Origin of the sequence: Bacillus sp. FSL R5-0447, from assembly GCF_038606125.1 — a bacterium.
GTDB classification, from domain to species: domain Bacteria; phylum Bacillota; class Bacilli; order Bacillales; family Bacillaceae; genus Bacillus; species Bacillus velezensis.
In genome coordinates this window covers 2,808,553-2,832,737 of record NZ_CP152012.1, presented here as the reverse complement: position 1 = coordinate 2,832,737, position 24,185 = coordinate 2,808,553, and the positions used below count along the sequence as shown (strand labels likewise).

At 41.0% G+C, this 24,185-nt stretch carries 22 protein-coding genes and 2 pseudogenes; 18 read left to right on the top strand and 6 right to left on the bottom strand.

The features are described from left to right. Window positions 1–35: 35 nt before the first annotated feature. From NYE68_RS14155 to manA, 6 genes are all read left to right on the top strand, one after another. Window positions 36–920 carry a LysR family transcriptional regulator gene (locus tag NYE68_RS14155; protein WP_015417890.1) on the top strand — a complete coding sequence of 295 codons (885 nt, stop codon included), beginning with the start codon at window positions 36–38 and terminating at the stop codon, window positions 918–920. A gap of 66 nt (window positions 921–986) precedes the next feature. After that, the gene (ybaK, locus tag NYE68_RS14150; RefSeq protein WP_033574163.1) at window positions 987–1,469 is read left to right on the top strand and encodes a Cys-tRNA(Pro) deacylase; all 483 of its coding nucleotides are present in this window, start codon (window positions 987–989) and stop codon (window positions 1,467–1,469) included. Window positions 1,470–1,513: 44 nt separating this feature from the next. Beyond that, the gene (locus NYE68_RS14145) at window positions 1,514–2,431 is read left to right on the top strand and encodes an MBL fold metallo-hydrolase (protein ID WP_256683594.1); all 918 of its coding nucleotides are present in this window, start codon (window positions 1,514–1,516) and stop codon (window positions 2,429–2,431) included. Window positions 2,432–2,660: 229 nt separating this feature from the next. Further along, on the top strand, window positions 2,661–4,613 hold the full coding sequence (locus NYE68_RS14140; protein ID WP_324636630.1) for a BglG family transcription antiterminator: 1,953 nt from the start codon (window positions 2,661–2,663) through the stop codon (window positions 4,611–4,613). 152 nt (window positions 4,614–4,765) lie between these two features. Continuing rightward, a complete protein-coding gene (locus NYE68_RS14135) occupies window positions 4,766–6,724 on the top strand; it encodes a fructose-specific PTS transporter subunit EIIC (RefSeq protein WP_324636632.1) in 1,959 nt (652 codons plus the stop codon). A gap of 14 nt (window positions 6,725–6,738) precedes the next feature. Beyond that, window positions 6,739–7,686, top strand: a complete 948-nt coding sequence (manA, locus tag NYE68_RS14130; protein ID WP_324636634.1) for a mannose-6-phosphate isomerase, class I — start codon at window positions 6,739–6,741, stop codon at window positions 7,684–7,686. Between the two features lie 95 nt (window positions 7,687–7,781). On the opposite strand, the gene NYE68_RS14125 is transcribed toward manA, so the two are convergent. Next, a complete protein-coding gene (locus tag NYE68_RS14125; RefSeq protein WP_324636636.1) occupies window positions 7,782–8,492 on the bottom strand; it encodes a MurR/RpiR family transcriptional regulator in 711 nt (236 codons plus the stop codon). 249 nt (window positions 8,493–8,741) lie between these two features. On the opposite strand from NYE68_RS14125, the gene NYE68_RS14120 reads away from it, so the two are divergent. The 8 genes from NYE68_RS14120 to NYE68_RS14085 all read left to right on the top strand — a co-directional run bounded on the left by NYE68_RS14120 (window position 8,742) and on the right by NYE68_RS14085 (window position 14,890). Continuing rightward, window positions 8,742–9,554 (top strand): Cof-type HAD-IIB family hydrolase, encoded by an 813-nt coding sequence (locus tag NYE68_RS14120; RefSeq protein ID WP_095352934.1) that lies wholly within the window; start codon window positions 8,742–8,744, stop codon window positions 9,552–9,554. Window positions 9,555–9,586: 32 nt separating this feature from the next. Then, window positions 9,587–10,381: an HAD-IIB family hydrolase gene (locus tag NYE68_RS14115; RefSeq protein WP_324636639.1), complete on the top strand. Its 795-nt coding sequence runs from the start codon at window positions 9,587–9,589 to the stop codon at window positions 10,379–10,381. Between the two features lie 152 nt (window positions 10,382–10,533). Next, the gene (locus tag NYE68_RS14110; RefSeq protein WP_324675174.1) at window positions 10,534–10,887 is read left to right on the top strand and encodes a DUF2651 family protein; all 354 of its coding nucleotides are present in this window, start codon (window positions 10,534–10,536) and stop codon (window positions 10,885–10,887) included. Window positions 10,888–11,104: 217 nt separating this feature from the next. After that, window positions 11,105–11,605, top strand: coding sequence for a DinB family protein (locus NYE68_RS14105; protein WP_015417882.1), 501 nt, complete (start codon window positions 11,105–11,107; stop codon window positions 11,603–11,605). Between the two features lie 161 nt (window positions 11,606–11,766). Beyond that, a complete protein-coding gene (gene satA, locus NYE68_RS14100; protein ID WP_041482120.1) occupies window positions 11,767–12,288 on the top strand; it encodes a streptothricin N-acetyltransferase SatA in 522 nt (173 codons plus the stop codon). 210 nt (window positions 12,289–12,498) lie between these two features. After that, window positions 12,499–13,875 (top strand): Tet(L)/Tet(K)/Tet(45) family tetracycline efflux MFS transporter, encoded by a 1,377-nt coding sequence (tet, locus tag NYE68_RS14095; protein WP_324636645.1) that lies wholly within the window; start codon window positions 12,499–12,501, stop codon window positions 13,873–13,875. A gap of 98 nt (window positions 13,876–13,973) precedes the next feature. After that, complete coding sequence (locus NYE68_RS14090) at window positions 13,974–14,192, top strand: hypothetical protein (RefSeq protein WP_031378922.1); 219 nt, start codon at window positions 13,974–13,976, stop codon at window positions 14,190–14,192. Between the two features lie 164 nt (window positions 14,193–14,356). Next, the gene (locus NYE68_RS14085; protein ID WP_033574157.1) at window positions 14,357–14,890 is read left to right on the top strand and encodes an AAA family ATPase; all 534 of its coding nucleotides are present in this window, start codon (window positions 14,357–14,359) and stop codon (window positions 14,888–14,890) included. Between the two features lie 328 nt (window positions 14,891–15,218). Here NYE68_RS14085 and NYE68_RS14080 read toward each other — a convergent pair whose 3' ends face one another. From NYE68_RS14080 to NYE68_RS14070, 3 genes and pseudogenes are all read right to left on the bottom strand, one after another. Continuing rightward, entirely contained in the window at window positions 15,219–15,824 is a 606-nt protein-coding gene (locus NYE68_RS14080) for a GNAT family N-acetyltransferase (RefSeq protein WP_324636648.1), read from the bottom strand. 313 nt (window positions 15,825–16,137) lie between these two features. Further along, a pseudogene (locus NYE68_RS14075) lies at window positions 16,138–16,372 on the bottom strand (hypothetical protein); the annotation flags it as partial. Continuing rightward, the gene (locus NYE68_RS14070; protein ID WP_064107162.1) at window positions 16,291–17,508 is read right to left on the bottom strand and encodes a DUF418 domain-containing protein; all 1,218 of its coding nucleotides are present in this window, start codon (window positions 17,506–17,508) and stop codon (window positions 16,291–16,293) included. The pseudogene NYE68_RS14075 and the gene NYE68_RS14070, both read right to left, overlap by 82 nt. Before the next feature lie 261 nt (window positions 17,509–17,769). On the opposite strand from NYE68_RS14070, the gene yrkP reads away from it, so the two are divergent. Genes yrkP through psiE form a run of 3 tightly spaced genes read left to right on the top strand, consistent with a single transcriptional unit; the run spans window position 17,770 to window position 20,212 of the window. After that, window positions 17,770–18,465 (top strand): two-component response regulator YrkP, encoded by a 696-nt coding sequence (gene yrkP / locus NYE68_RS14065; protein WP_324636650.1) that lies wholly within the window; start codon window positions 17,770–17,772, stop codon window positions 18,463–18,465. Next, entirely contained in the window at window positions 18,452–19,750 is a 1,299-nt protein-coding gene (gene yrkQ / locus NYE68_RS14060; protein ID WP_012118040.1) for a two-component system sensor histidine kinase YrkQ, read from the top strand. The genes yrkP and yrkQ overlap by 14 nt, the downstream gene beginning before the upstream one ends. 45 nt (window positions 19,751–19,795) lie before the next feature. Beyond that, window positions 19,796–20,212 (top strand): phosphate-starvation-inducible protein PsiE, encoded by a 417-nt coding sequence (gene psiE, locus NYE68_RS14055; protein WP_033574155.1) that lies wholly within the window; start codon window positions 19,796–19,798, stop codon window positions 20,210–20,212. Between the two features lie 714 nt (window positions 20,213–20,926). Here the strand turns inward: psiE and NYE68_RS14050 are convergent. Further along, the gene (locus NYE68_RS14050) at window positions 20,927–22,183 is read right to left on the bottom strand and encodes an amino acid permease (RefSeq protein WP_031378926.1); all 1,257 of its coding nucleotides are present in this window, start codon (window positions 22,181–22,183) and stop codon (window positions 20,927–20,929) included. A gap of 129 nt (window positions 22,184–22,312) precedes the next feature. Here NYE68_RS14050 and NYE68_RS14045 point away from each other — a divergent pair, with 129 nt between their 5' ends. Further along, entirely contained in the window at window positions 22,313–23,212 is a 900-nt protein-coding gene (locus NYE68_RS14045) for a LysR family transcriptional regulator (protein WP_324636655.1), read from the top strand. A gap of 98 nt (window positions 23,213–23,310) precedes the next feature. Here the strand turns inward: NYE68_RS14045 and NYE68_RS14040 are convergent. After that, window positions 23,311–24,181 (bottom strand): annotated as a pseudogene (locus NYE68_RS14040) (AraC family transcriptional regulator). Between the last annotated feature and the right edge of the window lie 4 nt (window positions 24,182–24,185).

Sequence of the window (24,185 nt, the reverse complement as noted above, 5' to 3'; positions counted from 1 at the left end):
GCGTGTAGGTTATGAAGAAAGGGGAGAAGGAGAAAATGGAGCTTCATCAAATTGACAACTTCATTGCGGCGGCAACTCATCAGCATTTCACAAATGCGGCAAAAGAAAGAATGATTTCTCAGCCGGCATTAAGCCGATCGATTATCAGGCTCGAAGAAGAATTAGGCGCGCCGTTATTTTACAGAGAGACAAAAGCCGTCCGGCTGACAAGGCACGGAGAGCAGTTCTTAATAAAAGCAAAACAAGCGAGACGAGCTTTAAATGAAGGCGTTGAACAAGTGAAAAAGAATATGAGCCTGGAGCACGGCGAAATATCTGTATCTTTTCTTCATACGCTCGGGCTGCGCTTAATGCCTCAGCTGATTGCCGAATTTAAAAAGCTATACCCAAACGTGACCTTCCGGCTTTATCAAGGCGCAAATGAAACGCTTCGCAAAATGGTGGAAACGGGAGATGCGGATATCTGTCTCAGCTCCCCGCCGCTTCCCAGCGAGCTTTTACAATGGACAGTGCTGGAGAAAGAGCCTCTTTATGCGGTGCTACCTGAGAACCACCCGCTTGCAGGAAATAAAAGCATTCAAATGAAAGAGATGCAGGACGAGGATTTTGTGGGTTTTAAACCGGGATACGGGCTGAGGTATATGTTTGATCTGATGTGCCGGGATTTGAATATACACCCGCATCTCGCATTTGAAGGAGAGGAAGTGTCAACCATATTAGGACTGACCGCCGCGGGTCTGGGGGCTGCAGTGCTGCCGAAAACCGCGGAGCATTCATACTTTCCGGTCGTTTTTCTACCGGTTGCAGATTACCAATGCGAACGCACCATAGCGTTAGCCCAGCTGAAAAACCATTCACTCTCTCCCGCTGCTGAGCGTTTTAAACAGTTTGCACTTGAGTATTACAAAGCACGCAACTGAGCGGTCATTTTATTAAAATCGAAGTTGAAAATAAAGCAGAAAGAAATACAAAAACGGAGGAAAACCATGGCGAAAAAAACAGTGAAAACAAATGCTGTCCGTATCATTGAGCAGCAAAACATTCCCTATGAGCTATTAGGTTACAAAACAGAAGGGGGACAGCCCGCAGACGGTCTTTCTGTTTCACAAAAAATCGGATACGCTGCCGAATATGTTTATAAAACCTTAGTGGCATCTGCAGGTACTGATCGTTATTACGTCTTTGTCGTTCCCGTTGCAAAAGAACTGAATCTGAAAAAAGCTGCGAAGGCGGCAGGTGAGAAGAAAATAGAAATGATTGCCATGAAGGACCTTTTGGGAGTAACCGGCTATATGCGCGGCGGCTGCTCTCCGATCGGCATGAAAAAAAGGTTTCCGACTTTTATTGATAGATCCGCTGAAACACTGGAGTTTATGATTGTCAGTGCGGGGAAAATCGGAATGCAGCTGAAAGCAGCGCCTCAAGATTTGGCCAAAGCAAGCGGGGCGGTATTTACAGACATTGTATAAATGTCCGATGAATCTAATGGAACACGTGTCAAGGGAGAATGATAATGAAAAAAAGATATGAAAACTTGAATGGCGTGAAGAATGAACATGGATTCAGGGACATGTGGAAATGGATGAAAGAACGAAGAGAAAAAAGTAAAGACTTAAGCGAGAACATTCCGAAAGCGGTCACAAGGGATGTCCGTGATGTTGCCGTCAATCGGACGGAAACCGCCATAACATGGATCGGCCATTCTTCATTTCTGATCCAAATACAGGGGCTTAACATAATGACCGACCCTGTATGGGCGCGGAGGATGGGTTTTCAAAAACGGTTGACAGAGCCGGGATATGAATTGAGCGAACTGCCTGACATTGATGCCGTGCTCATTTCACACGGGCATTATGACCATCTTGATTTTCCGAGTATAAAAAAACTGAGAGGAAACCCGGATTTTTACGTGCCTGCGGGATTGAAAAAGCTGTTCAACAAAAAAGGCCGCAAAAAGGTTCATGAAATGAATTGGTGGGATCGTTTTGAGCTGCGGGGGGTGAACATATCATTTGTTCCGGCCCAGCACTGGACACGGAGAACGCTTTGGGATACCGATACCTCTCATTGGGGAGGCTGGGTCATAGAAAGCAAAAACGGCGAGTCCATCTATTTTGCAGGAGATACAGGCTATTTTGAAGGCTTTAAAGAAATCGGAGAGAGGTTTCGTATTAAGGCGGCTCTGATGCCGATCGGAGCATACGAACCGGAATGGTTTATGCAAGTGTCACATATCAATCCGGAAGACGCCGTAAAAGCGTTTTTGGAGCTGAAGGCTGACAGCTTCATTCCCATGCATTACGGGGCATTCCGGCTTGCTGATGATACAGGCCCGGAAGCATTAAGCAGACTGCACGGCGAGTGGGATCGGCTTGCATTACCTCCTGAAAACCTGAAAGCATTAGCGCTTGGCGAAACATTTTGGCTGTAACAGCAGGTTTTCGCTGCCGACACCAATCGTTTAAAAACGGTTGGTGTTTTGACGTCAATCAAAGGTGAATTGTCTCTGTATAAAACATGATTTTTCCGGAACCTGCGGTAAAAAACAAAACTTTTTACTCTTTTGTTTCACTATAAAATGAAAACGGTTTCGTATGCGCAGTATATTTAACCTATCACAATTGCTCCAGCAGAAACGGACAGGAAGGATAGAAAAACAGATGAAATACATGAATTCAAGGCAGAAAAAGATTTTGTATCTGTTGTTATCTGAACCTGATGACTACTTAGTTGTGCAAGATTTCGCAGACAGGGTCCGCTGTTCTGAAAAAACGATCAGGAATGATTTGAAAACGATTGAAGATTTCCTGAATGAACATGCTCAAGCTCAGCTGATCCGCAAACCGGGATTAGGCGTCTATTTACATATATCGGAACAGGAAAGGTCACGGTTAAGCCGGCAAATTTATAATGAGCACTTTACGTGCAGGCACAAGACCGATGAAGAAAGAATACTTCACATCGCTTATGATTTATTAATGAATTCAAAGCCCATTTCCGCAAAAGAAATTGCCGCACAGCATTTTGTAAACAGAGCTTCCATTAAAAAGGATGTAAGTGCGGTTGAAGAGTGGCTGAAGCGATTTGATCTCACGCTGGTTTCTAAACAGCGGCTCGGCTTAAAGATTGAAGGGGACGAAAAAAACAAAAGAAAAGCATTGGCACGAATTTCAGATTTGATTGATAATGCGGAATTTACAAGCCAATTTATAAAAAGTAAGTTTTTAAGTTATGAAGCGGACTTTGTGAGAAAAGAAATCAAGTTATTACAAAAAAACCATTCTATCTATTTTACGGATGAAACATTTGAAAGTTTGCTGCTGCATACATTGCTGACTATCCGCCGTATCAAAATGAAACAGCCGGTCGCCATTTCTCCAAGACAGCTGGACGCGGTAAAAAAGAAGAAAGAATATGAATGGACACTGGCTTGTTTTAAACGGCTTGAGCCGGTATTTGCCATACGGTTTCCTGAGGAAGAAGCCGTCTATTTAACTTTACATATAATAGGCGGGAAAGTCCGCTATCCATCGCAGCAAGAAAAGAAGCTTGATTTTGAAGATTCTGAGCTTTCCAAAGTCGTCAGGCATTTGATCAATCGTGTTTCAGAACTGCAAATGCTGGATTTTCATAAAGACCAGGAACTAATCAACGGATTGAACATTCATCTCGATCCGGTGTTGAAGCGGCTGAGCTATGATCTCTCTGTTTCAAACCCCATGCTTCACGACATCAAAAAAATGTACCCTTATTTGTTTCATCTTATCATTGACGTTTTAGAAGACATCAATCAAACATTTGATCTTTATATTCCTGAAGAAGAGGCGGCCTATTTGACGCTGCATTTTCAGGCAGCGATCGAACGGCTGCGCCGAAGCAGTCATAACCCTAAAAGGACGATCATCGTCTGCCATATGGGCATTGGCATGTCACAATTGCTGCGGACTAAAATTGAACGCAAATTTCATCACATTACGGTAAAAGACTGTATCGCAAAAGCGGAGCTGACAGAGTATATCAAAAAGCATAAAGATATAGATTTCGTCATTTCTACGATAGGGCTTGGAAATGTAACGATCCCTCATATTGTCGTATCACCGCTTTTGGAGTCTGCTGATGAAAAGAAGCTCAGCGCATTTATGCAACAGCTTGATACATCACATCGCCGGGAGCAAAAAACGTTTAAAATGCTGAACGACACGACTCCGTTTCTCGTTTTTTTACAGCAAGAGACAGAGCACCGTTATCAGGTCATTGAAAAGCTGGCGCAGGCTTTGTATGAAAAAGGCTATGTAGAAAAAGAGTATGGCATTCATGCAGTAATGAGAGAAAAAATGTCGGCGACAAATATCGGGGCGGGTATTGCCATCCCTCACGCGAACTCTAAATATATCAAACAATCAGCCATTGCAATCGCCACCTTAAAAGAGCCGATTGAATGGGGGACAGAAAAGGTGTCGCTCGTTTTTATGCTTGCCGTCAAACACGAAGATCAAAACAAGGTAAAGCAATTATTCAGTGAGCTTTCCTATCTTAGCGAGCAGCCGGCATTTATTCAAAAACTGACGGAAGAAAAAAATGTGATGACGTTTTTATCGTATTTAAACTATTAAAAGCAGGGAATGGCTCCCTGCTTTTTTTCTGTTTATAGGGAAAAATGCCGTTATTTCCGGAACTTATGGTAAAAAAACGCGCTTATCACAGGCTGATTTCAGTATAAAGTTGAGACAAGATCTTGAAATTCAGACTGCAAAGGAGGATTTATATGAAACTGTTAGCGATTACATCATGTCCGAACGGCATTGCCCATACGTATATGGCTGCTGAAAATTTACAAAAAGCAGCCGGCAGATTAGGCGTTGAGATCAAAGTGGAAACCCAGGGCGGAATCGGGGTGGAAAATAGGCTGACCGAAGAGGAAATCCGGGAAGCGGACGCAATCATTATCGCGGCGGACCGTTCGGTGAATAAAGACCGATTCGCGGGAAAAAAGCTGCTGGCCGTCGGGGTTCAGGAAGGCATCCGCAAACCGGAAGAATTAATTCAAAAAGCGCTTAGCGGTGAAGTGCCGGTCTATCAATCTGCTTCAAAAGCTGAATCCGCAAGTCAGCAGGGCAAAAAACAAAACCCGATTTACCGTCATTTAATGAACGGCGTTTCTTTTATGGTTCCTTTCATTGTCGTCGGCGGATTATTGATAGCGGTTGCATTGATGCTTGGAGGAGAAAAAACACCAAAGGGCTTAGTCATTCCGGACGAGTCTTTTTGGAAAACGATTGAACAGATCGGCAGTGCTTCTTTTTCATTCATGATCCCGATTTTAGCCGGGTACATCGCGTTCAGCATCGCTGATAAGCCGGGTCTTGTCCCCGGAATGATCGGCGGATATATTGCGGCATCCGGCAGCTTTTACGACAGTGCAAGCGGCGCAGGATTTCTTGGAGGAATCATTGCGGGATTTTTGGCGGGATATGCGGCGCTTGCAATCAAAAAATGTAAAGTTCCTAAAGCAATACAGCCGATTATGCCGATCATTATTATTCCGGTGTTTGCCTCACTGATCGTCGGTTTGGCGTTTGTATTTCTGATTGGCGCCCCCGTCGCTCATATTTTCGCATCATTAACGGTTTGGCTTGCGGGAATGAAAGGTTCGAGCTCAATTCTTCTGGCATTGATTTTAGGAGCGATGATTTCCTTTGATATGGGAGGACCCGTAAACAAGGTGGCCTTTCTTTTCGGATCGGCAATGATCGGAGAGGGAAATTATGAAATTATGGGCCCGATTGCCGTTTCCATTTGTATACCGCCGATAGGGCTTGGGATTGCGACGTTTTTAGGAAAAAGAAAATTCGCCGCCGCAGAAAGAGAAATGGGAAAAGCATCATTTACGATGGGCCTTTTCGGTATCACGGAAGGAGCCATTCCATTTGCGGCCCAAGACCCCCTTCGTGTGATCCCGAGTATTATGGCGGGTTCTATGACCGGCTCGGTGATAGCGATGATCGGCCATGTGGGGGACAGAGTGGCACACGGCGGCCCCATCGTTGCTGTACTTGGAGCAGTAGATCATGTATTGATGTTTTTTATCGCTGTAACAGCAGGCTCTCTTGTCACCGCTCTGTTGGTTAATGTACTGAAGAAAGATATGGCGAAATCCCCCGCGTCCGGCGAGGTGCTGCCGTCTGCCGCATCAAATGAAGCTGCAGCGGCAAAAGAAACAAAGGAACCATCTCAGGCTGACAGCCGAAAAGCCGGGATGACCGAAATCAAAAAACTGACTGACATTATCAGTACGGACTTGATTGAACCGCATTTATCCGGCGAAACGAGGGATGACATTATCGATGAAATGATCGAGAAAATGTCCCGTCAAGGTATGCTGCTGTCTGACAACGGTTTTAAGCAGGCCCTTTTGAGCCGGGAACAGCAGGGAACCACGGCGATAGGTATGAATATCGCCATTCCGCACGGAAAGTCTGAAGCCGTCAAAACACCGGGTGTCGCTTTCGGAATAAGACGTTCGGGTGTTGACTGGAACAGCCTTGATGGTTCTGATGCAAAACTGATTTTTATGATTGCCGTACCGAAGGAAAGCGGCGGAAATCAGCATCTGAAAATATTGCAGATGTTATCCCGAAAACTGATGGATGACAGCTATCGGGAAAGGCTGCTCTCCGTTCAGACAAAAGAAGAGGCGTATGAGCTTCTGGAAGAAATCGAATAAAGCGGGGGATGATCATGTCTACTGAACCGATATTTTTCAATCCGGTTTTCAAAGAAAGAATTTGGGGAGGCGCCGCCCTGCGTGATTTTCACTATAATATTCCGTCCGAGCGGACAGGGGAGTGCTGGGCCTTCGCCGCTCATCAAAATGGACAGAGCACAGTTCGAAACGGCATGTATAAAGGATGTACGCTCGGTGAATTGTGGAAGCATCACAGAGATTTATTCGGAAACCTTGAAGGAGACCGTTTTCCTCTTCTTACAAAAATTTTGGATGCGGACCAAGACCTGTCCGTTCAGGTGCATCCGAATGATGACTTTGCCAAAATGCATGAAAACGGGGAACTTGGAAAAACCGAATGCTGGTATATCATTGATTGTGCAAAAGATGCGGAGATCATTTTCGGCCACAACGCAACTACAAAAGAAGAACTGATATCCATGATTGAGCGCGGAGAATGGGACGGGCTCCTGAACAGAGTTAAGGTAAAGCCGGGAGATTTCTTCTTTGTTCCAAGCGGCACTGTTCACGCGATTGGAAAGAACACACTTATTTTAGAGACGCAGCAAAATTCAGATACGACTTACAGATTGTATGACTACGGAAGAAAAGATGCGGACGGCAGGATGCGCGAGCTCCATCTGGAAAAAAGTATAGAAGTGATAGACGTTCCATCTGTCCGTGAACGGCCGACCGTTCACTATAAACAAACAGATGATCTGCTTGCGGCTGTTTTAATAGAATGTCCTTATTTTTCAGTCGAAAAGTGGGATGTAAAAGGTGAAGCAAATCTATTCCAGCATCAGCCCTTCCTTCTTGTCAGCGTGATCGAAGGAGACGGAATAATGATTGCAGGCGGGCATGAATATCCCTTTAGAAAAGGAGATCATATTCTCCTGCCTTCCGGTTTGGGAGAATATAAACTGGCCGGCCATGCAAATTGTATTGTGTCTCATCTGTGATCCTCAAAACCCTTCTCTAGCATCAGAGAAGGGTTTTTCATTATTTTTACAAAAAGGACGAAATTTCCAGTGTATCAGTGTTTTCGTTCCTGAACTTATTCTCTCAATTTGTATATCTCCCGAGCCATCGATTCAAGTATGTACATAGCGGGGATTTGGGTGGTGATATTCGCATTTTCAACCCATTCTTCCGTCACATAATATGAAATATTCACATCGGCCATTTTGGCAATGGTTGAATGTTTATGATTTGTAATACTGATGACCCGGCTGCCTTCTTGTTTCAGCTGATTCAGATGAGTCACCGTAGAATCTCCTTCACCTGAAACCGATAATGCGATCGTGATGCTGTTATGACGGAAATGGGAATGGGCCGGAAAGTAAGGATCTTTAATATACATTGAAAGTTTCCCTAAGCACGAAAAATATCTGGCTCCGTATTCGGCGAGAATTCCTGAACTTCCCACTCCGATAAAAATAACGCTTTCTGCATCGGCCGCAAGGGCTGCTGCTTCCTTCAGCTTTTCTTCCATCCCTCCGCTTACTGTTCTTTCAAAAAATTCGGCAACGGAATGATGGGGACTCTTTAAAATCGTTTTTTTATTTGCCTCCGTATACATTTTCAGCTTCACCTTAAACTCCGAAAACCCTTCACAGTTTATTTTTTTGCAGAAACGTAAAATAGAAGCCGTAGATACATGGGTTTCATTTGCCAATTCACGGATTCGCATATAGACGACTTTCTCGCTGTTTTGGGAGATGTAGTTGTATAAAGAAGTTTCAAGCTCGTTAAATGAAGCAATCATTTCGTGTGAACATGCAGGGGGATTCTCCTTTTTATGAGAATGGTGAATGTACATCTAATCGTAACATATCATTTTTAAAAGAAACATAGTGTTATATTTATGTGACAAATCACTTTTTGTGTCATTCAAAACAAGACGTCAGCCAATGATTTACGGCGCAAAACAACTGCGGATATAATTCGTTCATACGCTTTATGCATGATCTCTTCAAGGGTCTCTGACAAAAGCGGCCGAAAAAAGGAGGACAATATGAGTATCAAACTGATAGCGGTTGATATGGACGGAACGTTTTTGAATGATGAAATGGCATATAACAAAGAGCGTTTTATGAATCAGTATCGTGAATTAAAATCGCGGGGAATTAAATTTGCCGTAGCAAGCGGAAACCAGTATGCGCAGCTTACATCCTTCTTTCCGGAAATCAAAAGTGAAATCGCTTTCGTTGCCGAGAATGGCGCTTTCGTCGTGAATGCCGGAGAAGAATTATTCGCGGGCAGGATGTCTGAAGACACTATAAAAGCAGTGATCCGTGCTTTAAAGCAGTATGAGGTGAATAACGTCATTGTCTGCGGAAAAAAAAGCGCGTATATTCATGAAAATGCCGGTGAAGATGAATATCTGCATGCCAGTAAGTATTATTATGTGTTAAAAAGGGTGCCGCATTTTGAAAACATCGATGATGACATTTTAAAATTTTCCATCAGCTTTCCCGCCGAACATTGTTCCGCACTTCTGAGCCGTTTAAAAAACGCCATCGGGTCTTTCGTCACGCCTGTATCAAGCGGGCACGGTGACATAGATCTGATCATACCGGGGCTTCATAAAGCAAGCGGGATTAAGCTCCTCCAGAAACAATGGGGGATGGGCGATGAAGAGTGTGCGGCCTTCGGAGACAGCGGCAATGATTTGGAGATGGTGTCTGCCGTGAAATACGGAGTCGCTATGGATAATGCGCAGGCAAGCATTAAACAGGCTGCCGCGTATATCACGCAATCAAACAATGAAGAAGGGGTCTTAAATGCGATTGATTCCATCCTCAAATGTGAAAAACCCTTTGTCTGAAAAAGACGTTTTAACTGCGGAGGTGCTGAACGATGATTAAATTAGTGATTACGGATTTAGACGGTACATTTTTAAATAATCAAGGCGATTTTGACAGAACGTTATTTGAAAAGACAAAACGAGTAATGGAGGAACAGCATGTCGCTTTCGCCATCTGCACCGGGAAGCAGTGTGAAAGAGTGGAAGCTTTATTCGGAGAAGATGCGAAAGATTTTTGGATTTTAGGAGACAGTGCCACACGTATAAAAAAGAACGGCAAGTTCGTATATGAATCTTTGATCAGCAATGAAGCGGGACTGTCAATTATAGGCGCTTTAGAAAAAATCAGCTGCGGGCATAGCATTATCGCATGCACAAAAAATGGCGCGATCGTAAAAGAAAATCTGTCTGAAAGTGAAATGAAATATGTAAATGCCTCTTATGCACATGTAACGAAAATAACTGATTTTACTGAGATAAAAGACGATTTTATCAAGATTACGGTTCATGATCCCGACGCCAACTGTCCGGAAACGAGAGAAAAGCTGCATGAATTTTTTCACCAATTATATATCGTAGCATCAGAGGATACCTGGATGGACATAGCAAATATCGGAATACATAAAGGAACAACAGTACAAGAACTGCAGCGATTATTAGGGGTTTCGGCTGATGAAACAATGGCGTTCGGAGACGGCCGCAATGACAAAGAATTGATGGAAGCGGCATCCTACAGCTTTGCGGTTAAGAATGCCATTGACGAAATAAAAGATGCGGTCATCAAATCAAATGAGGAAAGCAGCGTTATGCACACGATTATGAGAATATTAGCGCTGCAAAAACAATGATGGGCTAAAATCAATGCGGCATGACTTACTAGGGATAGAAAAAGCGGGCTATCCTCAGACTTTAATTCACTCCTGATTTTCCTAAAGTATGTTAAAAATGAATAAATATCTATATTTGACTCGATGGTATTGGTATAATATGTATAAAATGAATGAAGCGGTGTAATATCAAGATGAAAAAAATCACTTCATATCAGACAAAAAGCAGGAACTGCCTCGTTTTGAAATTGGGAGGTGTTTGTATTAGCCCGCTGTTGAGCCCCGCGTATATCATTCTTATTTTTCTTCCGGCAGCTTCTTTACTGTTAGGGATTTTAGGGTATTTCATCTTTAAAAAAGTATGGATGATGGTTGTTATTGTCTTCATTTTGTCCTTGATATTCATGTTTATTGTAATAGGTGCCGAACCGACATTTTTCATTTGGGTGGCTATGATGACGGGGAGCTGTTTTGTCTCCGGTTCAATCACTAAGACGATATGGACTTTCGCAAAGAGAAAATATTAGACAGAAGAATCCTGTTTGAACAGCTATCCTTTTTTTGTCGATTGAAGAAAAAGAAGTATAGAGTTATCCGTTATGTTCTTATATTTTGTCTGTTGTTGTCAGATCGGGCTTTCTGTTGAAAATGTCTGTCTATCATTTTGTTCTTTTTTAACTAAACGGAGCACTATAATTGAACTGCAGATACATAGAAAAACAAAAAAGGATAAGGAGGATTTTTATGTTTCAAACCTTAGACCATTTTTTGAAATCTTGGGAATTCGAAGCCGATGCGACACAAAAACTGCTGAATCATCTGACTGATGAATCACTTAAACAAGAAATCACTTCAGAACATTGGACTTTAGGCCGTATTGCTTGGCATACTGTCGCTGCCATTCACATCATTACCTCAAACACAGATTTAACGTTTCACGCTCCGGCCGAAGATTATCCTGTTCCTGCATCGGCTCGGTTTATTGCTGAGAGTTATCATCAAGCCAGTAATGCATTTGTACAGGCGTTAAAAACGCAATGGACTGACGATACACTTCAAGAATGTGTCAACTTTATTGGTCAGCAATTGCCAAATGGTTCACTTTTGATGTTTTTAATTCAACATCAAAACCATCATCGAGGACAAATGACTGTCCTTATGAGACAAGCAGGTTTATCTGTTCCGGGTATTTACGGTCCGGCAAAAGAGGAATGGATTAAATTCGGTTTGGAAGCTCCGAAATAGGATATTGTTGTAAGGGCTCGAATGAATAGATGATACCAATCGATGTTGGTATCTTTTTTGTTTTAGTCTTAGAGTGATTAAACCGGTATCCATGACATGCAGACGAATCAACAGTTCAATAGATGTAAATTAAGGTCAATAAATGCTGAAAGGTGATTATGATGATAACTAAAATGACGCGATTCAATATGAAAGACTTCAATAAACCAAACGAACCTTTCGTAGTTTCAGGGAGAATCATCCCTTCATTTGAGGACAATGTTTGGACATATACAGAGGAGAAATTTGCTGAGCCTTATGTCAAAAAATATGACGATGAAGACATTGATGTCAGTTATATTGAAGAAGAGGATAAAGTTGTCTTTTTTTATTACGCAGAGAACGACTGTGTCGGCCGGAGTAAGCTTCGTTCTAATTGGAATGGATACGCACTGATTGAAGACATTGCCGTTGCAGAAGATTATAGAAAAAATGGTGTCGGGACGGCTTTATTACATAAAGCGATTGAATGGGCAAAGGAGAATCATTTATGCGGTCTTATGCTTGAAACACAAGATATTAATGTTTCAGCTTGTCATTTTTACGCCAAAAATAACTTTGACATAGGAGCGGTCGATACAATGCTTTATTCCAATTTTTCAACAGCAAATGAAATTGCGGTTTTTTGGTACTGTAAATTTTAAATATAATAGTATTTGATGTTTCGTCATTTAGCGGGTGTGTGTCGCGAAGTATTCAAAACATCTGCTTGAGGATTTATAATAAGGTATATCAATCAATGCAGGGGGGAGTTATGTATGAAGTGCAAAAAAATGAACAGGGTACAATTAAAAGAGGGAAGCGTATCAATGGCCCTATAAACTGCGTCTGCCCTCATTAATGGAGGGAAAGTTGTGAATACGCCTTATTCACAGTCAGCTTTACGGCACAACCAAGTGTTCATTTGGCTTTGTGTTCTGTCATTTTTCAGCGTATTAAATGAAATGGTTTTGAACGTCTCGTTACCTGATATCGCCAACGATTTTCATAAACTGCCAGCGAGTGCAAACTGGGTGAACACGGCCTTTGTGTTAACTTTTTCCATCGGAACTGCTCTGTATGGGAAGTTATCAGATCAGCTGGGCATCAAAAAGCTGCTCCTATTTGGAATTATGGTAAATGGCTTCGGATCGATCATTGGATTTGTCGGACACTCTTTCTTTCCTGTACTTATTCTGGCCCGATTTATTCAAGGGGCTGGTGCAGCCGCATTCCCGGCTCTTGTGATGGTTGCAGTAGTACGCTATATTCCGAAAGAAAACAGGGGTAAAGCATTTGGTCTGATCGGGTCGCTGGTGGCAATGGGGGAAGGCGCCGGACCAGCTATTGGCGGAATGATCGCTCATTATATTCATTGGTCATATTTGCTGCTTATTCCAACAGCAACAGTTATCACCGTTCCATTCTTGATGAAACTGCTGGAAAAGGAAGAAAGAATCAGCGGGCGCTTTGATATGGCGGGAATTATATTAATATCTGCAGGCATCGTATTTTTTCTGCTGTTTACAACGTCATATAGACTATCTTTTCTGATCATCAGTATTCTAGCTTTCCTGATATTTGTGAAACATATTAGGAAAACTCAAGATCCCTTTGTTGACCCTGCACTGGGGAAAAATGTCTTGTTTATGATGGGCGTCCTTTGCGGAGGCCTGATATTCGGCACTGCTGCAGGATTTGTGTCTATGGTTCCTTATATGATGAAAGATGTTCACCATTTAAGTACTGCGGCAATTGGAAGCGGGATTATGTTTCCCGGAACGATGAGCGTCATCATCTTCGGTTACATTGGAGGATGGCTTGTTGACCGGAAAGGTTCTTTATATGTGCTGACCATTGGGATTGCATTGATGTCTTTCAGCTTTTTAATCGCTGCCTTTTTTATAGATGCGACACCATGGCTCATGACCGTTATCATCGTTTTTGTTTTTGGGGGGCTCTCCTTCACAAAAACGGTTATATCTACAATTGTGTCTGGCAGTTTGAAACAAAAGGAAGCCGGCGCCGGAATGAGTCTGCTTAATTTTACGAGCTTTTTATCAGAGGGAACGGGTATTTCGATTGCAGGCGGTTTATTATCGACCCGCTTGCTGAATCAAAGGCTGCTGCCTGTTAACGCTGATCATTCCGCTTATTTGTACAGTAATATGCTCATTCTTTTTGCAGGAATAATCGTTTTGAGCTGGCTGGTAAACATGAATGTCTATAAACGTTCGCAAAGAAATGACTAAAAAGGGAAAAGGATCAAACTTGATAAAAGTTTTGATCCTTTTTTTGAGGAGCTTCCTTATTCCGAAACCTTTTGTCGATCAATGAAAGGGGAGTTAAAGTGAATTACATTTATAAGAAAAAGGAAAAGAAAAATGGAAATTGTATCATTTCAATCAGAGATAAATGGGAGAATGCACTTATTGAGTTTGAACAAAAAAATAATCAAATTGAGATCATGATCAATTATCGTAACGAGAAAACAACCAAGTTTTCACTGCCAATCGAGACTTTTGAGAAAGTGTATGAGGATATTAAAATAGGCCGGAGAGAAAGTTAATCATTCTTTTTGAAAATGACCATGATGTTCGTAAACAGTATGGTTTTAACACGCATTTGGATTTCCCTGGCAAAATAAAGGTTTTTGGGGATTTATGTTAAAATAATAGTAAGAACCTTGGGCAGCGGACAGGGAGTTTCGTTGCTTCATAAGGAGAGGGAACTATGAATAATATTCACATACTGGGAGCCTCCGGAGTCGGAACTTCAACACTGGGTGTTGCATTATCAAAGCATTTGCCTCATACGCATCTTGATACCGATGATTACTATTGGACAGATAAATTCACTAAGAAAAGAGAAATTCCTGAAAGAAGAAAGTTGCTTGAAAAAGACTTGACAATAAATGAGAAATGGATTCTTTCTGGCGCAGTGTGCGGCTGGGGCGATGATCTAAAAAGTTATTTTGACCTTGTCATCTTCTTATGGATTCCGCAAGATATACGGCTTGAGAGATTAAGGCATAGGGAATTTCAGCGTTATGGAAACGAAGTGTTAGCCGGCGGCAGTAAATATGAACAATCAAAAACATTTTTAGAGTGGGCTTCTTTATATGATAATGCCGGAATGGAAGTTCGAAGCAAAGCTTTACACGAACATTGGATGGCGGATTTATCTTGTCCATTGCTGAAAATTGAAGGAGATTACTCAGTCAATGAAAGAGTTGATCGTGTCTTGGATTATCTGAATTTTAATTAAACTAACGGATGGAGATAACTGAAAAACCAAGATTCAAAGACAGTTCCGGCCATTTTAACGGAGCTGTTTTTTTATACCGCTTTCAGTTTCTCTGTTGTGAAGTGATTTATTTTCGGCAGTATCCCACAATAGAGAAGTGATTTGTTCTTCGTTAAGTTCTCCGTTGGAGTATCTCTGTGAAATTCGTATAAATCATTCATCACCTAATTAATTATTTCTTTGTTTATTTTTATTCTCCATCTCATTTTCAGACCGAATTAAAGCCCTCTCATAACGAGAAGGGCTTTCCACAATATATTTTTAGAATTTTTTCGATCCAAACAAATATCTATAAAAAAGATACCGGCAACTTTCTGCGGCATCTCGCAGTGTTCAATTGTTTAGTGCTTTTTTTCATAATCTTTACAAATCTGAAAAAGTCATCATCCGGCAGGGGCTTGTCATCTTCGCGTCCATTGCGATGCATATGCGGATCAGAGTGATGTTCATTGTAGAACTCTACGATATGGAATCCGCACTTATTCACATAGAAGTTGATATTTCGCTTTTCGAAATAAGGTGTCACGGTTTCCCAAAGCACAGTATCCGGATACTGTGCTTCTATGGCTTTCCAAGCAGAAAGACCAATCCCCTGGCTGTGATGTTCTGGAGATACATAGAATAAATCTAGCGAATTATGATGTGTTTCGCTGTTGATACGTACTACTGCACCACCTACCTTCTTACCATCCCGAAGAATATGATAAACGACTGCTCCGGGAGCGTCGAAAGATTCCTGAACATCATTGTCCGATGGAATCGGTCCATCTTCGCAATCACCGAACGTTTCAATCACGGCGATCGCAAAGGCTTCTTGTAATTTTTTTTTGAATTCTGGCAGATCAGATTCCTTTGCTGGTTCCAGAATAACTTTTGGTTCCTTTTTTGTCTTCATGATTGCTCACTCCTTCAGTTGCTGAAATAACGAGTTCAGTCGTTCAGTAAAACATTCCAGCTGCTCTGCCGCTTTTTCTTCCGCGGTAAATTTGGCGTTAAAATACTTCAAAAGCTTTCTCCTGTCTTCTTGTATGATGTCTTTTTCTTTGTTTTCTTAAAAAACAAGCTGCATGTCCTTATTTACTATCGTTCACTGCCGTATTAAGTGTGGTACGCGGGATTTGCCATCATTCTCAAACTTTTCCTGCGAAAAGTTGCAAAAATAGTCGAATGTGGCGCCTTTGCCTATGAACATGCGTAAAAGATTCAAAGATTCGATCATGAGCAATGCACATTGAGTAAACTCCGGTGAATTTATTAGCCCAAAGAAGCCTAAATGATATAAAAATAACTAGTATATATATCAAATCTGTCCGTTTAATGCCCACTTCTCAACATGAAGTCATGCAATCTGTGCAAAGGGGTTATTTCGGAATTGATTTTTCCGAATGCATCGGAGTCGCTTTGGGACTTCCGTTTACTTTGCCGTACGTCAGCTTGCGCCATATCAATTCCATCGGACCGTACTTAAACCGTTTCAACCACAATGTACTAAAGCTCATAAGCACGAAGTACACGGCCAGACTGAACATGAACGTGCCGGCGGATTGAATATGATCCGCAAGCCCGAATCCGTACCGGAGGAACAGAACTGTTCCAATGATAGAGTGAAGCAGATAACAGGTCAATGACATCCGTCCGACTTTGGTGAATATCATCATAGGGCCTCGCAGCTGAGGAACGTACAGAAACAGCATTGCAAAAGTGCTCATATAAAACATACTTCCGGTTAAGCCGCCATTTTGACCCACGACAGAGGAAATGTCCTTCCACAGCATATTCTCAGAAAGATTAGACATGTCTAGTAATATACTGCTTTGTGTTATTAGAAAAGCGATTGTGCTAATGATCCAGATACGCTTCCATATGAACTTTTTCGCTTCCATGTCTTTGAAAAATTCCATCTTAACAAAGTACACGCCCAGCAGAAACATGAGAAACATGGAATAGATCATAGAGAAAGAGCCAGCAGCCATCGTGACCATATCTGTCCACCGGGTGCTGATGGATTCCATGTAGGTAAGGCTTGTGTGGCTAAACAAAGTAAACTCTGAAAAATTCGGGTTTTTTGACCCTGCAGTATTGATGACATTGTACAACATTGTGAAAACAGGAGTCAGGAATTGAAACACGATAAGTGCGATAATCCATCTAAGAACCGTTATGGCCGTGCGTTTATAGAAAGCGAGTAACAGGAAGCCGCTTACGGCGTAAAAGGTCAATATGTCACCGACCCAAACAAATGTGATGTGCAAAATGCCAAACCCCAACAGGATAGATAACCTGCGGGCAAACAGCTTGTTGGGACTATCTACCTTCTGCGCGGCTCGATCCATAAAGATCATAAACCCAACTCCGAACAAGAAGGAGAATAATGTAACGAATTTCCCTTCGGCAAACCAGGAAACCAGATTGTGCAGGAGGTCACCGGAGGCCATTTCGAATCCCTTTACTGAATCTACGATCAGAAAATAGTTGACAATAATAATGCCAAGCAAGGCAAATCCACGTACGATATCCAGAAAATGAACCCGTTCCCGCAGACTCACTGGTTGCCCGCGTTCTTCTTTTTGTACAATCATATCAATACTCCTTTCCCATTTACCATTGCAATGTGCAGTGCGGATCTGAAAAACTCGAGCCTTACAATGGATAAATATAAAGACAGAATCTTAACAATTTATGAAGGTTCATCATTTTTTTTTAAATGTGACAAAATTGTGGCGGACATCGGCTTTCATAAACTGTTAAGATTTACGTAGTATCTTATAACGTACGTTACTTATGAATGATATATAGTAAGGTGACAGAAATAACATCAAGAATCATGAGGTGAAAGAGGCATGACCCATCGAATATTAGTCGTAGAGGATGATCATGATATTGGTGATCTTTTGGAGGAATCCCTTATGCGAGCAGGCTACGAGGTGCTAAGAGCCAAGGATGGAAAGCGAGCATTGCAACTTGTGAATGATTCGCTCGATTTGGTTATTTTGGATATTATGATGCCAGGCATTTCTGGAATCGAAACCTGTCAGCACATTAGGAAAACCTCTAACGTCCCAATTCTGTTTCTGACGGCCAGATCGAGTACACTCGATAAAACTGAGGGATTACTCGCCGGCGGCGATGATTATATGACTAAACCCTTCTCGGAAGAGGAACTTCACGCTAGAGTGATTGCCCAATTACGCAGATATACAATCTATCAGGAAAAGAAGGAACAGGAAGAAACATTTCTTATCGGGGGCAAACTGAGAGTGAGCGAAGAATTTAATGAGGTTTGGAAAGAGGAGCAGCAAATCAAGCTGTCAGATCTGGAATATCGTATCCTGAAACTGCTGATGAGCAAACGCAACAAAATATTTTCTGCTCAAAATATATATGAGAGTGTGTGGGGACAGCCTTACTTTTACTGTTCTAACAATACGGTGATGGTGCATATTCGGAAACTGCGCTCCAAAATTGAGGATGATCCGGCACGTCCGGTTTATATAAAAACTGAATGGGGAAGAGGATATCGATTTGGCACATCGTAAATTCACGCTAACCAAAAAACTGGCTTTGCTGATCATGGTTGCTGCGATTGTGAGCGGTGTGATCTTTCTGACGTTGCAAAAGATTACAGATGATCTGATCGAGGGATATCTGAGTTCGGATGAGTATTATCACAAGGAGTCAGCGAGATACATTCAAAAATTCAGTCAGTACGTTTCAGAAAATGGGTTGTCTACATCGGATAGAAAAGCGTTTGGCGAGTGGGTCAAAAAAGAAAATTACATTAACCTCACCATATTTAAGGATCAGGAGCTGCAATATGATTCCGTTTATTCCGAATCGGATTATGGAAAGGAAAAGCTGACTCAGTATGCTCAAAATCATTCACATCCTGTCAAGTTCAGCGATGGTGAAGGACGAGTCATTATCGACGGTTTCTACTCTTCCCGATATTATGATCTGGCCTTTACATTGGATTTGCTCGGTGCAACCCTCATCTTTTTAATCATTGTTCTCTTGGGCATCCGTCAAAGTCTTCGCTACCTTAAAACGCTTCACCAAGAGATTCATATTCTTGAAGGGGGCCAGCTGGACTACGAGATGACGATAAAAGGGCATGATGAATTAGCGATGATTGCAAAGAGCATTGAGGATCTGCGGAAAGCATTCTTGGACAAACTTAAAGCGATCGAGGAATTGCAAGCAGAGAGCCGCAGCCTGGTTACCGAAATGTCGCACGATATGCGCACACCGCTGACATCGCTGATCATGAATCTGGAGTTTGCCAAAAAAGAAGGAGGCGAAGCGGGTACCAGCAAAGATCGTTATGTAGCCAATGCTTATGGTAAAGCACTGCAATTAAAAAACTTGTCTGACAATCTGTTTGCGTATTTCCTGCTGAACAAGGAACATGGGGCCGACCTGGAGACCGTTGCAGTGAAAGAAGTGATCTACGATCTAATATCAGATCAGATTGCTATCCTTCATCAGGAGCATTTCCGGGTCCATATTTCAGGCGAGCTGCCGGAAACCTATATTAACGTGAATTTGGAGGAGCTTGGTCGTGTATTTGATAATGTGATGTCAAACTTATTTAAATACGCAGATCCGGAAGAAGAAATCAGCATCACGTTTGTATCGGATCAAGAAATATTTGAGATTCATGTTAGCAATACGATTAAACTTGCGGATGTAACACCGGAGAGCAACGGACTCGGTGAAAGAAGCATTGCGCGAATGATGTCCCGCATGCAGGGGCAGTTTCACAGTATACAAAAGAATTCCAAGTACTGCATCGTGCTGCGATTTTGGAACAGAAAGATGTAGGCTGCGAATCAAAACGACGAAAATATTGAAATAGGAGACAACAAGATGAGATTTTTCAACAATTTCAAAAAGGCACCTTACCTGTTACAAGCGCTTCTCAATGTCTGCCTGTTCTTCCTGGCCATAGCCTTAAGCGGACTTCTGATCAGCGAGACATGGTACATTGTGCAATTCGTATACAAGTCACTGTTCAACAAAGTGGACAGCTATTATGAGATGCTTGGGGAACTGCTTATATTCTTCATGTACTTTGAGTTCATTGCTTTGATTATCAAATACTTCAAATCAGACTTTCATTTCCCGCTTCGCTACTTTATTTATATTGGCATCACGGCTGTCATTCGTTTGATTATCATCGATCATGATCAGGCGATCTCAACGTTCTGGTGGGCGATGGCCATTCTTGCAATGATTTGTGCATTCTTTATTGTCAATAGACGAAATTCTGTTGTTGAACATTAATAAATTAGTTCACTTTATACCGATACGCCACTGAAATGTCCTAATTGTGAATGAGAGTTGGAGCAGAATAAAAGAATTGATGAACTTGTCCCAAGGACATGACATGAACTGCCTGGAAATGAGATTGCTTCTTTATTTTACAAGGAAGAGATTAAAATTTTAATAAATAAGATGAAACAGTTAGGACGGACGTTTATTGTTTTTTCCTCATCATTTATAAATAGAAATGATGGCAAATGAATAAAAGGAGTGTAATGAAAATAACTTTATCAGGACAAACGGCTGTTACATAGCATTACCCAAGGGGTGATGCTGCTTGAACATCAGACTTTGAATCTTAATGATGGATGAAAACTCAAGTTATCTGCAATGACTGAACTTATCATTAGTGATGATTAGTCGAATTTCATTGACAGACAGTATGGATCAAGTAGCATCTTACCTTTTACTCACTTTGTTGATGCAGACAGTGCTTCAAATGTCGGTTTCAAAATGGCAGGAGATCAAGTTAGGGCTAAAGGAAGGGAAAACCCCTTCCTTTTTTACTTGGACAGACTGAAAACAGTGCCCTTTTTCTGGCCAAAATGAATATAAAATGATGTAAATGAGCGGAAGGTGTCCGTAAGTAATCATTGTAAAAGAAATAACTATGTCCTATACAAACTGTAAAATCTCCCGTTCTTGTTTATACATCCAAGCTTGGGTGAGAAATTCTTAAAATCGTAATTTGTCTTGAGAATTAGTAGCGGATTTCTTTAATTGACGCATCCAAATAAAGTGTCGGATCAAATAAAAAGCAGTTATAAGGGCAATCATTAATAAAATCCATATTGATGAGAAAGAAAGGATAATCAAAAAGCTGATAATAAGCATTAATGATAAACTCTTTGAAAACTTACCAGGTAGCAGTTTATATGCAGACAAAATACCGCAAATCGCATTACTAATAAAGAAAGCATTTGCTATGCCGACAATTTGTTCAACATTAATGAAATTTATAAATAAAAGAATAAAAACGATTGCATGAATTAATGTTAATAAGCCTAGGGCTCCAATTGGTATGTTTGTTTTGGAGCGGAAAGAAATCAAGGTTATTTTTTTATTCTCTGAGGCTATTAGACGTGATACTCCGCCAGTAACCAATAAATATGTGCTCATACATAATATTGTTGTGATGAAAGCCATTGTCGGTGAAGCAAACGTTCCAAGCAATGGAATTAAAATAATCGTTAATGTGTGCGCCTGATGTAAATTAATCCATTGATAAGAAGCAGCTACAATGATACAAACCGTTGTGATGACCACTGAGCTTATTACTATTGCTTGGGGAATCGTTCTTTTTCTATTTTTGACATCCAAACTATAATTCCCTATAATTTCCCAACCAACTAGAGCCCAAAAAAGCAAAAGAATACTATAACCAAAATCATCAAGATGAAATGGTGTTTTAATAAAAGCTTTATCCCTCATAAAGGGGATTGAACTAATTCCTCCACTTAACAATACTACTGTGGCAACTGTGGAGAACATAAATGACACTTTTCCTACAGAAGAGATATTCAATAAAAGAACGAATAAACAAATCATCATCAGAATGATTCCATATGTCTCTAGCGGCCAACCATTACTTTTAAACAAAGCCTTTAGATATTGACTGGCTGTCATGAGAACGGCAACTGGCCCCACACTGCCCGCAATAATAAAAAATACAGAAGTTAATTGTTTTATATGTTGTCCAAATGCAAGTTCGACTGTATGCGCAACACCAGATTCATTCGGAAATAAAACACTCAATTTTCCAAACAATGAAGCAAATAGAAAACTCATGATCATCATCATAAACCATGCTAATATGGCATAATCTCCAGTCTTACCATAAATGATTGGTGGAAGCAATATAATTCCCGATCCTAAAATAGGACCAACAATTAATCCGCTTAAAAGTACGGGGCCGAGTTTTCTTTCTCTCACTTTACTTTCCATCCTTTCCTAAACGTGTTTTACGATCATATTCCAATTGTAATTTGTTTCCTTTCATCGGTAAAATAGATATATATGAACTTTTCCATCGGAATTAGTGATGTCAAAGGGGGAGACATGATGGAAATACGGCACTTAAAAACATTTATAACAATTGTAGAAAAGGGAGGATTTACAAAGGCAGCTGAATATTTGGGTTATGCCCAATCGACCATAACTTCACATATTAAAGATATTGAGCAAGAAATAGGAAAACCGTTATTTAATCGTTTTGGGAAGAAAATGCTGTTAACTGAAGCGGGGGAACTTTTGTTTCCTTATGCAAACGAAATGATCAGGATTTCCGAAAAAGTAAAACAAATACAATCAAACGATGAACCGATCGGTACTCTCGTTATTGGTGCTCCGGAATCTTTAACGGTTTACCGTTTACCTCCAATTATTCACGAATTCAAAAAGCTCTTTCCTAAAGTGAAAATAACATTAAAATCATCGACATGCTGGGAATTAAAAAATGACCTCCGAAATGGGAAGGTGGATTTAGCGTTTCTTTTGGGGTACGAACAAGAGGAAGCTGATTTATATATAGAAAAACTGATAACTGAGCCAATGATATTGATATTCCCTGAACATCATAAGTTGAAAAATATTCCATTTGGTGATTTTTATTTTTCATCTGATGAAGTGATTCTATATACAGAACATGGGTGCAGCTACCGTACTTACTTTGAAGAGTATATGAAACACCAAGGACTGGTTTCGGAGAATACCTTTGAATTCTGGAGTGTAGAGGCAATTAAGCAGTGTGTGATGTGCGGATTAGGAATTTCGTTATTACCGTTGATCACTGTACAAAAAGAGTTGAAAGAAAACAAATTAAGTGGATTGATTTTGAATGAAACACGTATTTTAATGCAGGTGGCTTATCATAAAAAAAGATGGCATTCCTTAGCGATGGCTGAATTTATAAATATCGTAAAAAAACATGCGGAATTATGGAAAAGAACTCAGACTTTATAGTCGATGCTCATTAAAGTCTTCGAGTCGGTGCAAAAAGAGGAAGGGATGAGACCCCTTCCTTAAAACCTTTAATTCCTCTAATTTCATTGTAAGATATATTACTTTTTTGAAATGGGTATCCAAATTTCACTTTTAAAAGATGGCGATGTTACATCCTTATGTTCGTTCCACAGGATTTCTGGGCCTTCAATTTGTTCATAATGTGATGATGGAAACCATTCGGAATAAATCCGTCCCCATACTTCCTGCAGTGCATCCGGAAATGATCCGGCTGCTTCGAATACAGCCCACGTTGAGGCAGGGACTTCAAGCTGTGATAGATGATCTGGGCAATGTCTCGTTGTGGCTGCGCCAATATAGTGATTAAGCTCTCCGTTTTCCTCTGTCCGGCCTTCAGAAAAGTTCGTGGATGCACTGATGAGTCCTACAGGCGCTACATTAGAAAGCTCTTTTAGTTGATTGATTGCTGTTTCATCTAAACTTTCCCACATCGATGCAATGTCAGGATTCACGCCTTTACAAAATAGGGACTCTTTTTTTAATGCCGACGATGCGAAATGCCTCTTTTTCTTCAATGCGATAGTTCATTTCATTTCCTCCTTTGATTGATAACTGGAAGGTCATTCGCGGATAAGCTTTAAGTGAATGGCCATTATGTTTAGCTTCTGATGGTCTTATGCCATGCAGATTTTGAAATGATCGTGCAAAAGAATCTGGTGAGTGATAACCGTATTTTATTGCAAGATCAATCACCTTTACGCGGCTGTCTTTAAGTTCAAAAGCTGCAAGAGTAAGACGTCGTCGACGAATATATTCCGATAATGAAATACCTGTAAGGAAGGAAAACATCCTTTTAAAATGATATTCAGAGCAGAAAGCAAGCCTTGCTGCTTCTTTGAAATCAATATCGTTCGTGAGGTTTTCTTCAATATACGTTAATGCGCTGTTCTTCCTTTTAAGCGAATCCATTTAT

What these genes read in the sequence shown, in the direction of transcription:
- NYE68_RS14155 (WP_015417890.1), top strand. Translation starts at nt 36, where the DNA reads ATGGAGCTTCATCAAATTGACAACTTCATTGCGGCGGCAACTCATCAG.
- ybaK (WP_033574163.1), top strand. Translation starts at nt 987, where the DNA reads ATGGCGAAAAAAACAGTGAAAACAAATGCTGTCCGTATCATTGAGCAG.
- NYE68_RS14145 (WP_256683594.1), top strand. Translation starts at nt 1,514, where the DNA reads ATGAAAAAAAGATATGAAAACTTGAATGGCGTGAAGAATGAACATGGA.
- NYE68_RS14140 (WP_324636630.1), top strand. Translation starts at nt 2,661, where the DNA reads ATGAAATACATGAATTCAAGGCAGAAAAAGATTTTGTATCTGTTGTTA.
- NYE68_RS14135 (WP_324636632.1), top strand. Translation starts at nt 4,766, where the DNA reads ATGAAACTGTTAGCGATTACATCATGTCCGAACGGCATTGCCCATACG.
- manA (WP_324636634.1), top strand. Translation starts at nt 6,739, where the DNA reads ATGTCTACTGAACCGATATTTTTCAATCCGGTTTTCAAAGAAAGAATT.
- NYE68_RS14125 (WP_324636636.1), bottom strand. Translation starts at nt 8,492, where the DNA reads ATGATTGCTTCATTTAACGAGCTTGAAACTTCTTTATACAACTACATC.
- NYE68_RS14120 (WP_095352934.1), top strand. Translation starts at nt 8,742, where the DNA reads ATGAGTATCAAACTGATAGCGGTTGATATGGACGGAACGTTTTTGAAT.
- NYE68_RS14115 (WP_324636639.1), top strand. Translation starts at nt 9,587, where the DNA reads ATGATTAAATTAGTGATTACGGATTTAGACGGTACATTTTTAAATAAT.
- NYE68_RS14110 (WP_324675174.1), top strand. Translation starts at nt 10,534, where the DNA reads ATGAAGCGGTGTAATATCAAGATGAAAAAAATCACTTCATATCAGACA.
- NYE68_RS14105 (WP_015417882.1), top strand. Translation starts at nt 11,105, where the DNA reads ATGTTTCAAACCTTAGACCATTTTTTGAAATCTTGGGAATTCGAAGCC.
- satA (WP_041482120.1), top strand. Translation starts at nt 11,767, where the DNA reads ATGATAACTAAAATGACGCGATTCAATATGAAAGACTTCAATAAACCA.
- NYE68_RS14085 (WP_033574157.1), top strand. Translation starts at nt 14,357, where the DNA reads ATGAATAATATTCACATACTGGGAGCCTCCGGAGTCGGAACTTCAACA.
- NYE68_RS14080 (WP_324636648.1), bottom strand. Translation starts at nt 15,824, where the DNA reads ATGAAGACAAAAAAGGAACCAAAAGTTATTCTGGAACCAGCAAAGGAA.
- NYE68_RS14070 (WP_064107162.1), bottom strand. Translation starts at nt 17,508, where the DNA reads ATGATTGTACAAAAAGAAGAACGCGGGCAACCAGTGAGTCTGCGGGAA.
- yrkP (WP_324636650.1), top strand. Translation starts at nt 17,770, where the DNA reads ATGACCCATCGAATATTAGTCGTAGAGGATGATCATGATATTGGTGAT.
- psiE (WP_033574155.1), top strand. Translation starts at nt 19,796, where the DNA reads ATGAGATTTTTCAACAATTTCAAAAAGGCACCTTACCTGTTACAAGCG.
- NYE68_RS14045 (WP_324636655.1), top strand. Translation starts at nt 22,313, where the DNA reads ATGGAAATACGGCACTTAAAAACATTTATAACAATTGTAGAAAAGGGA.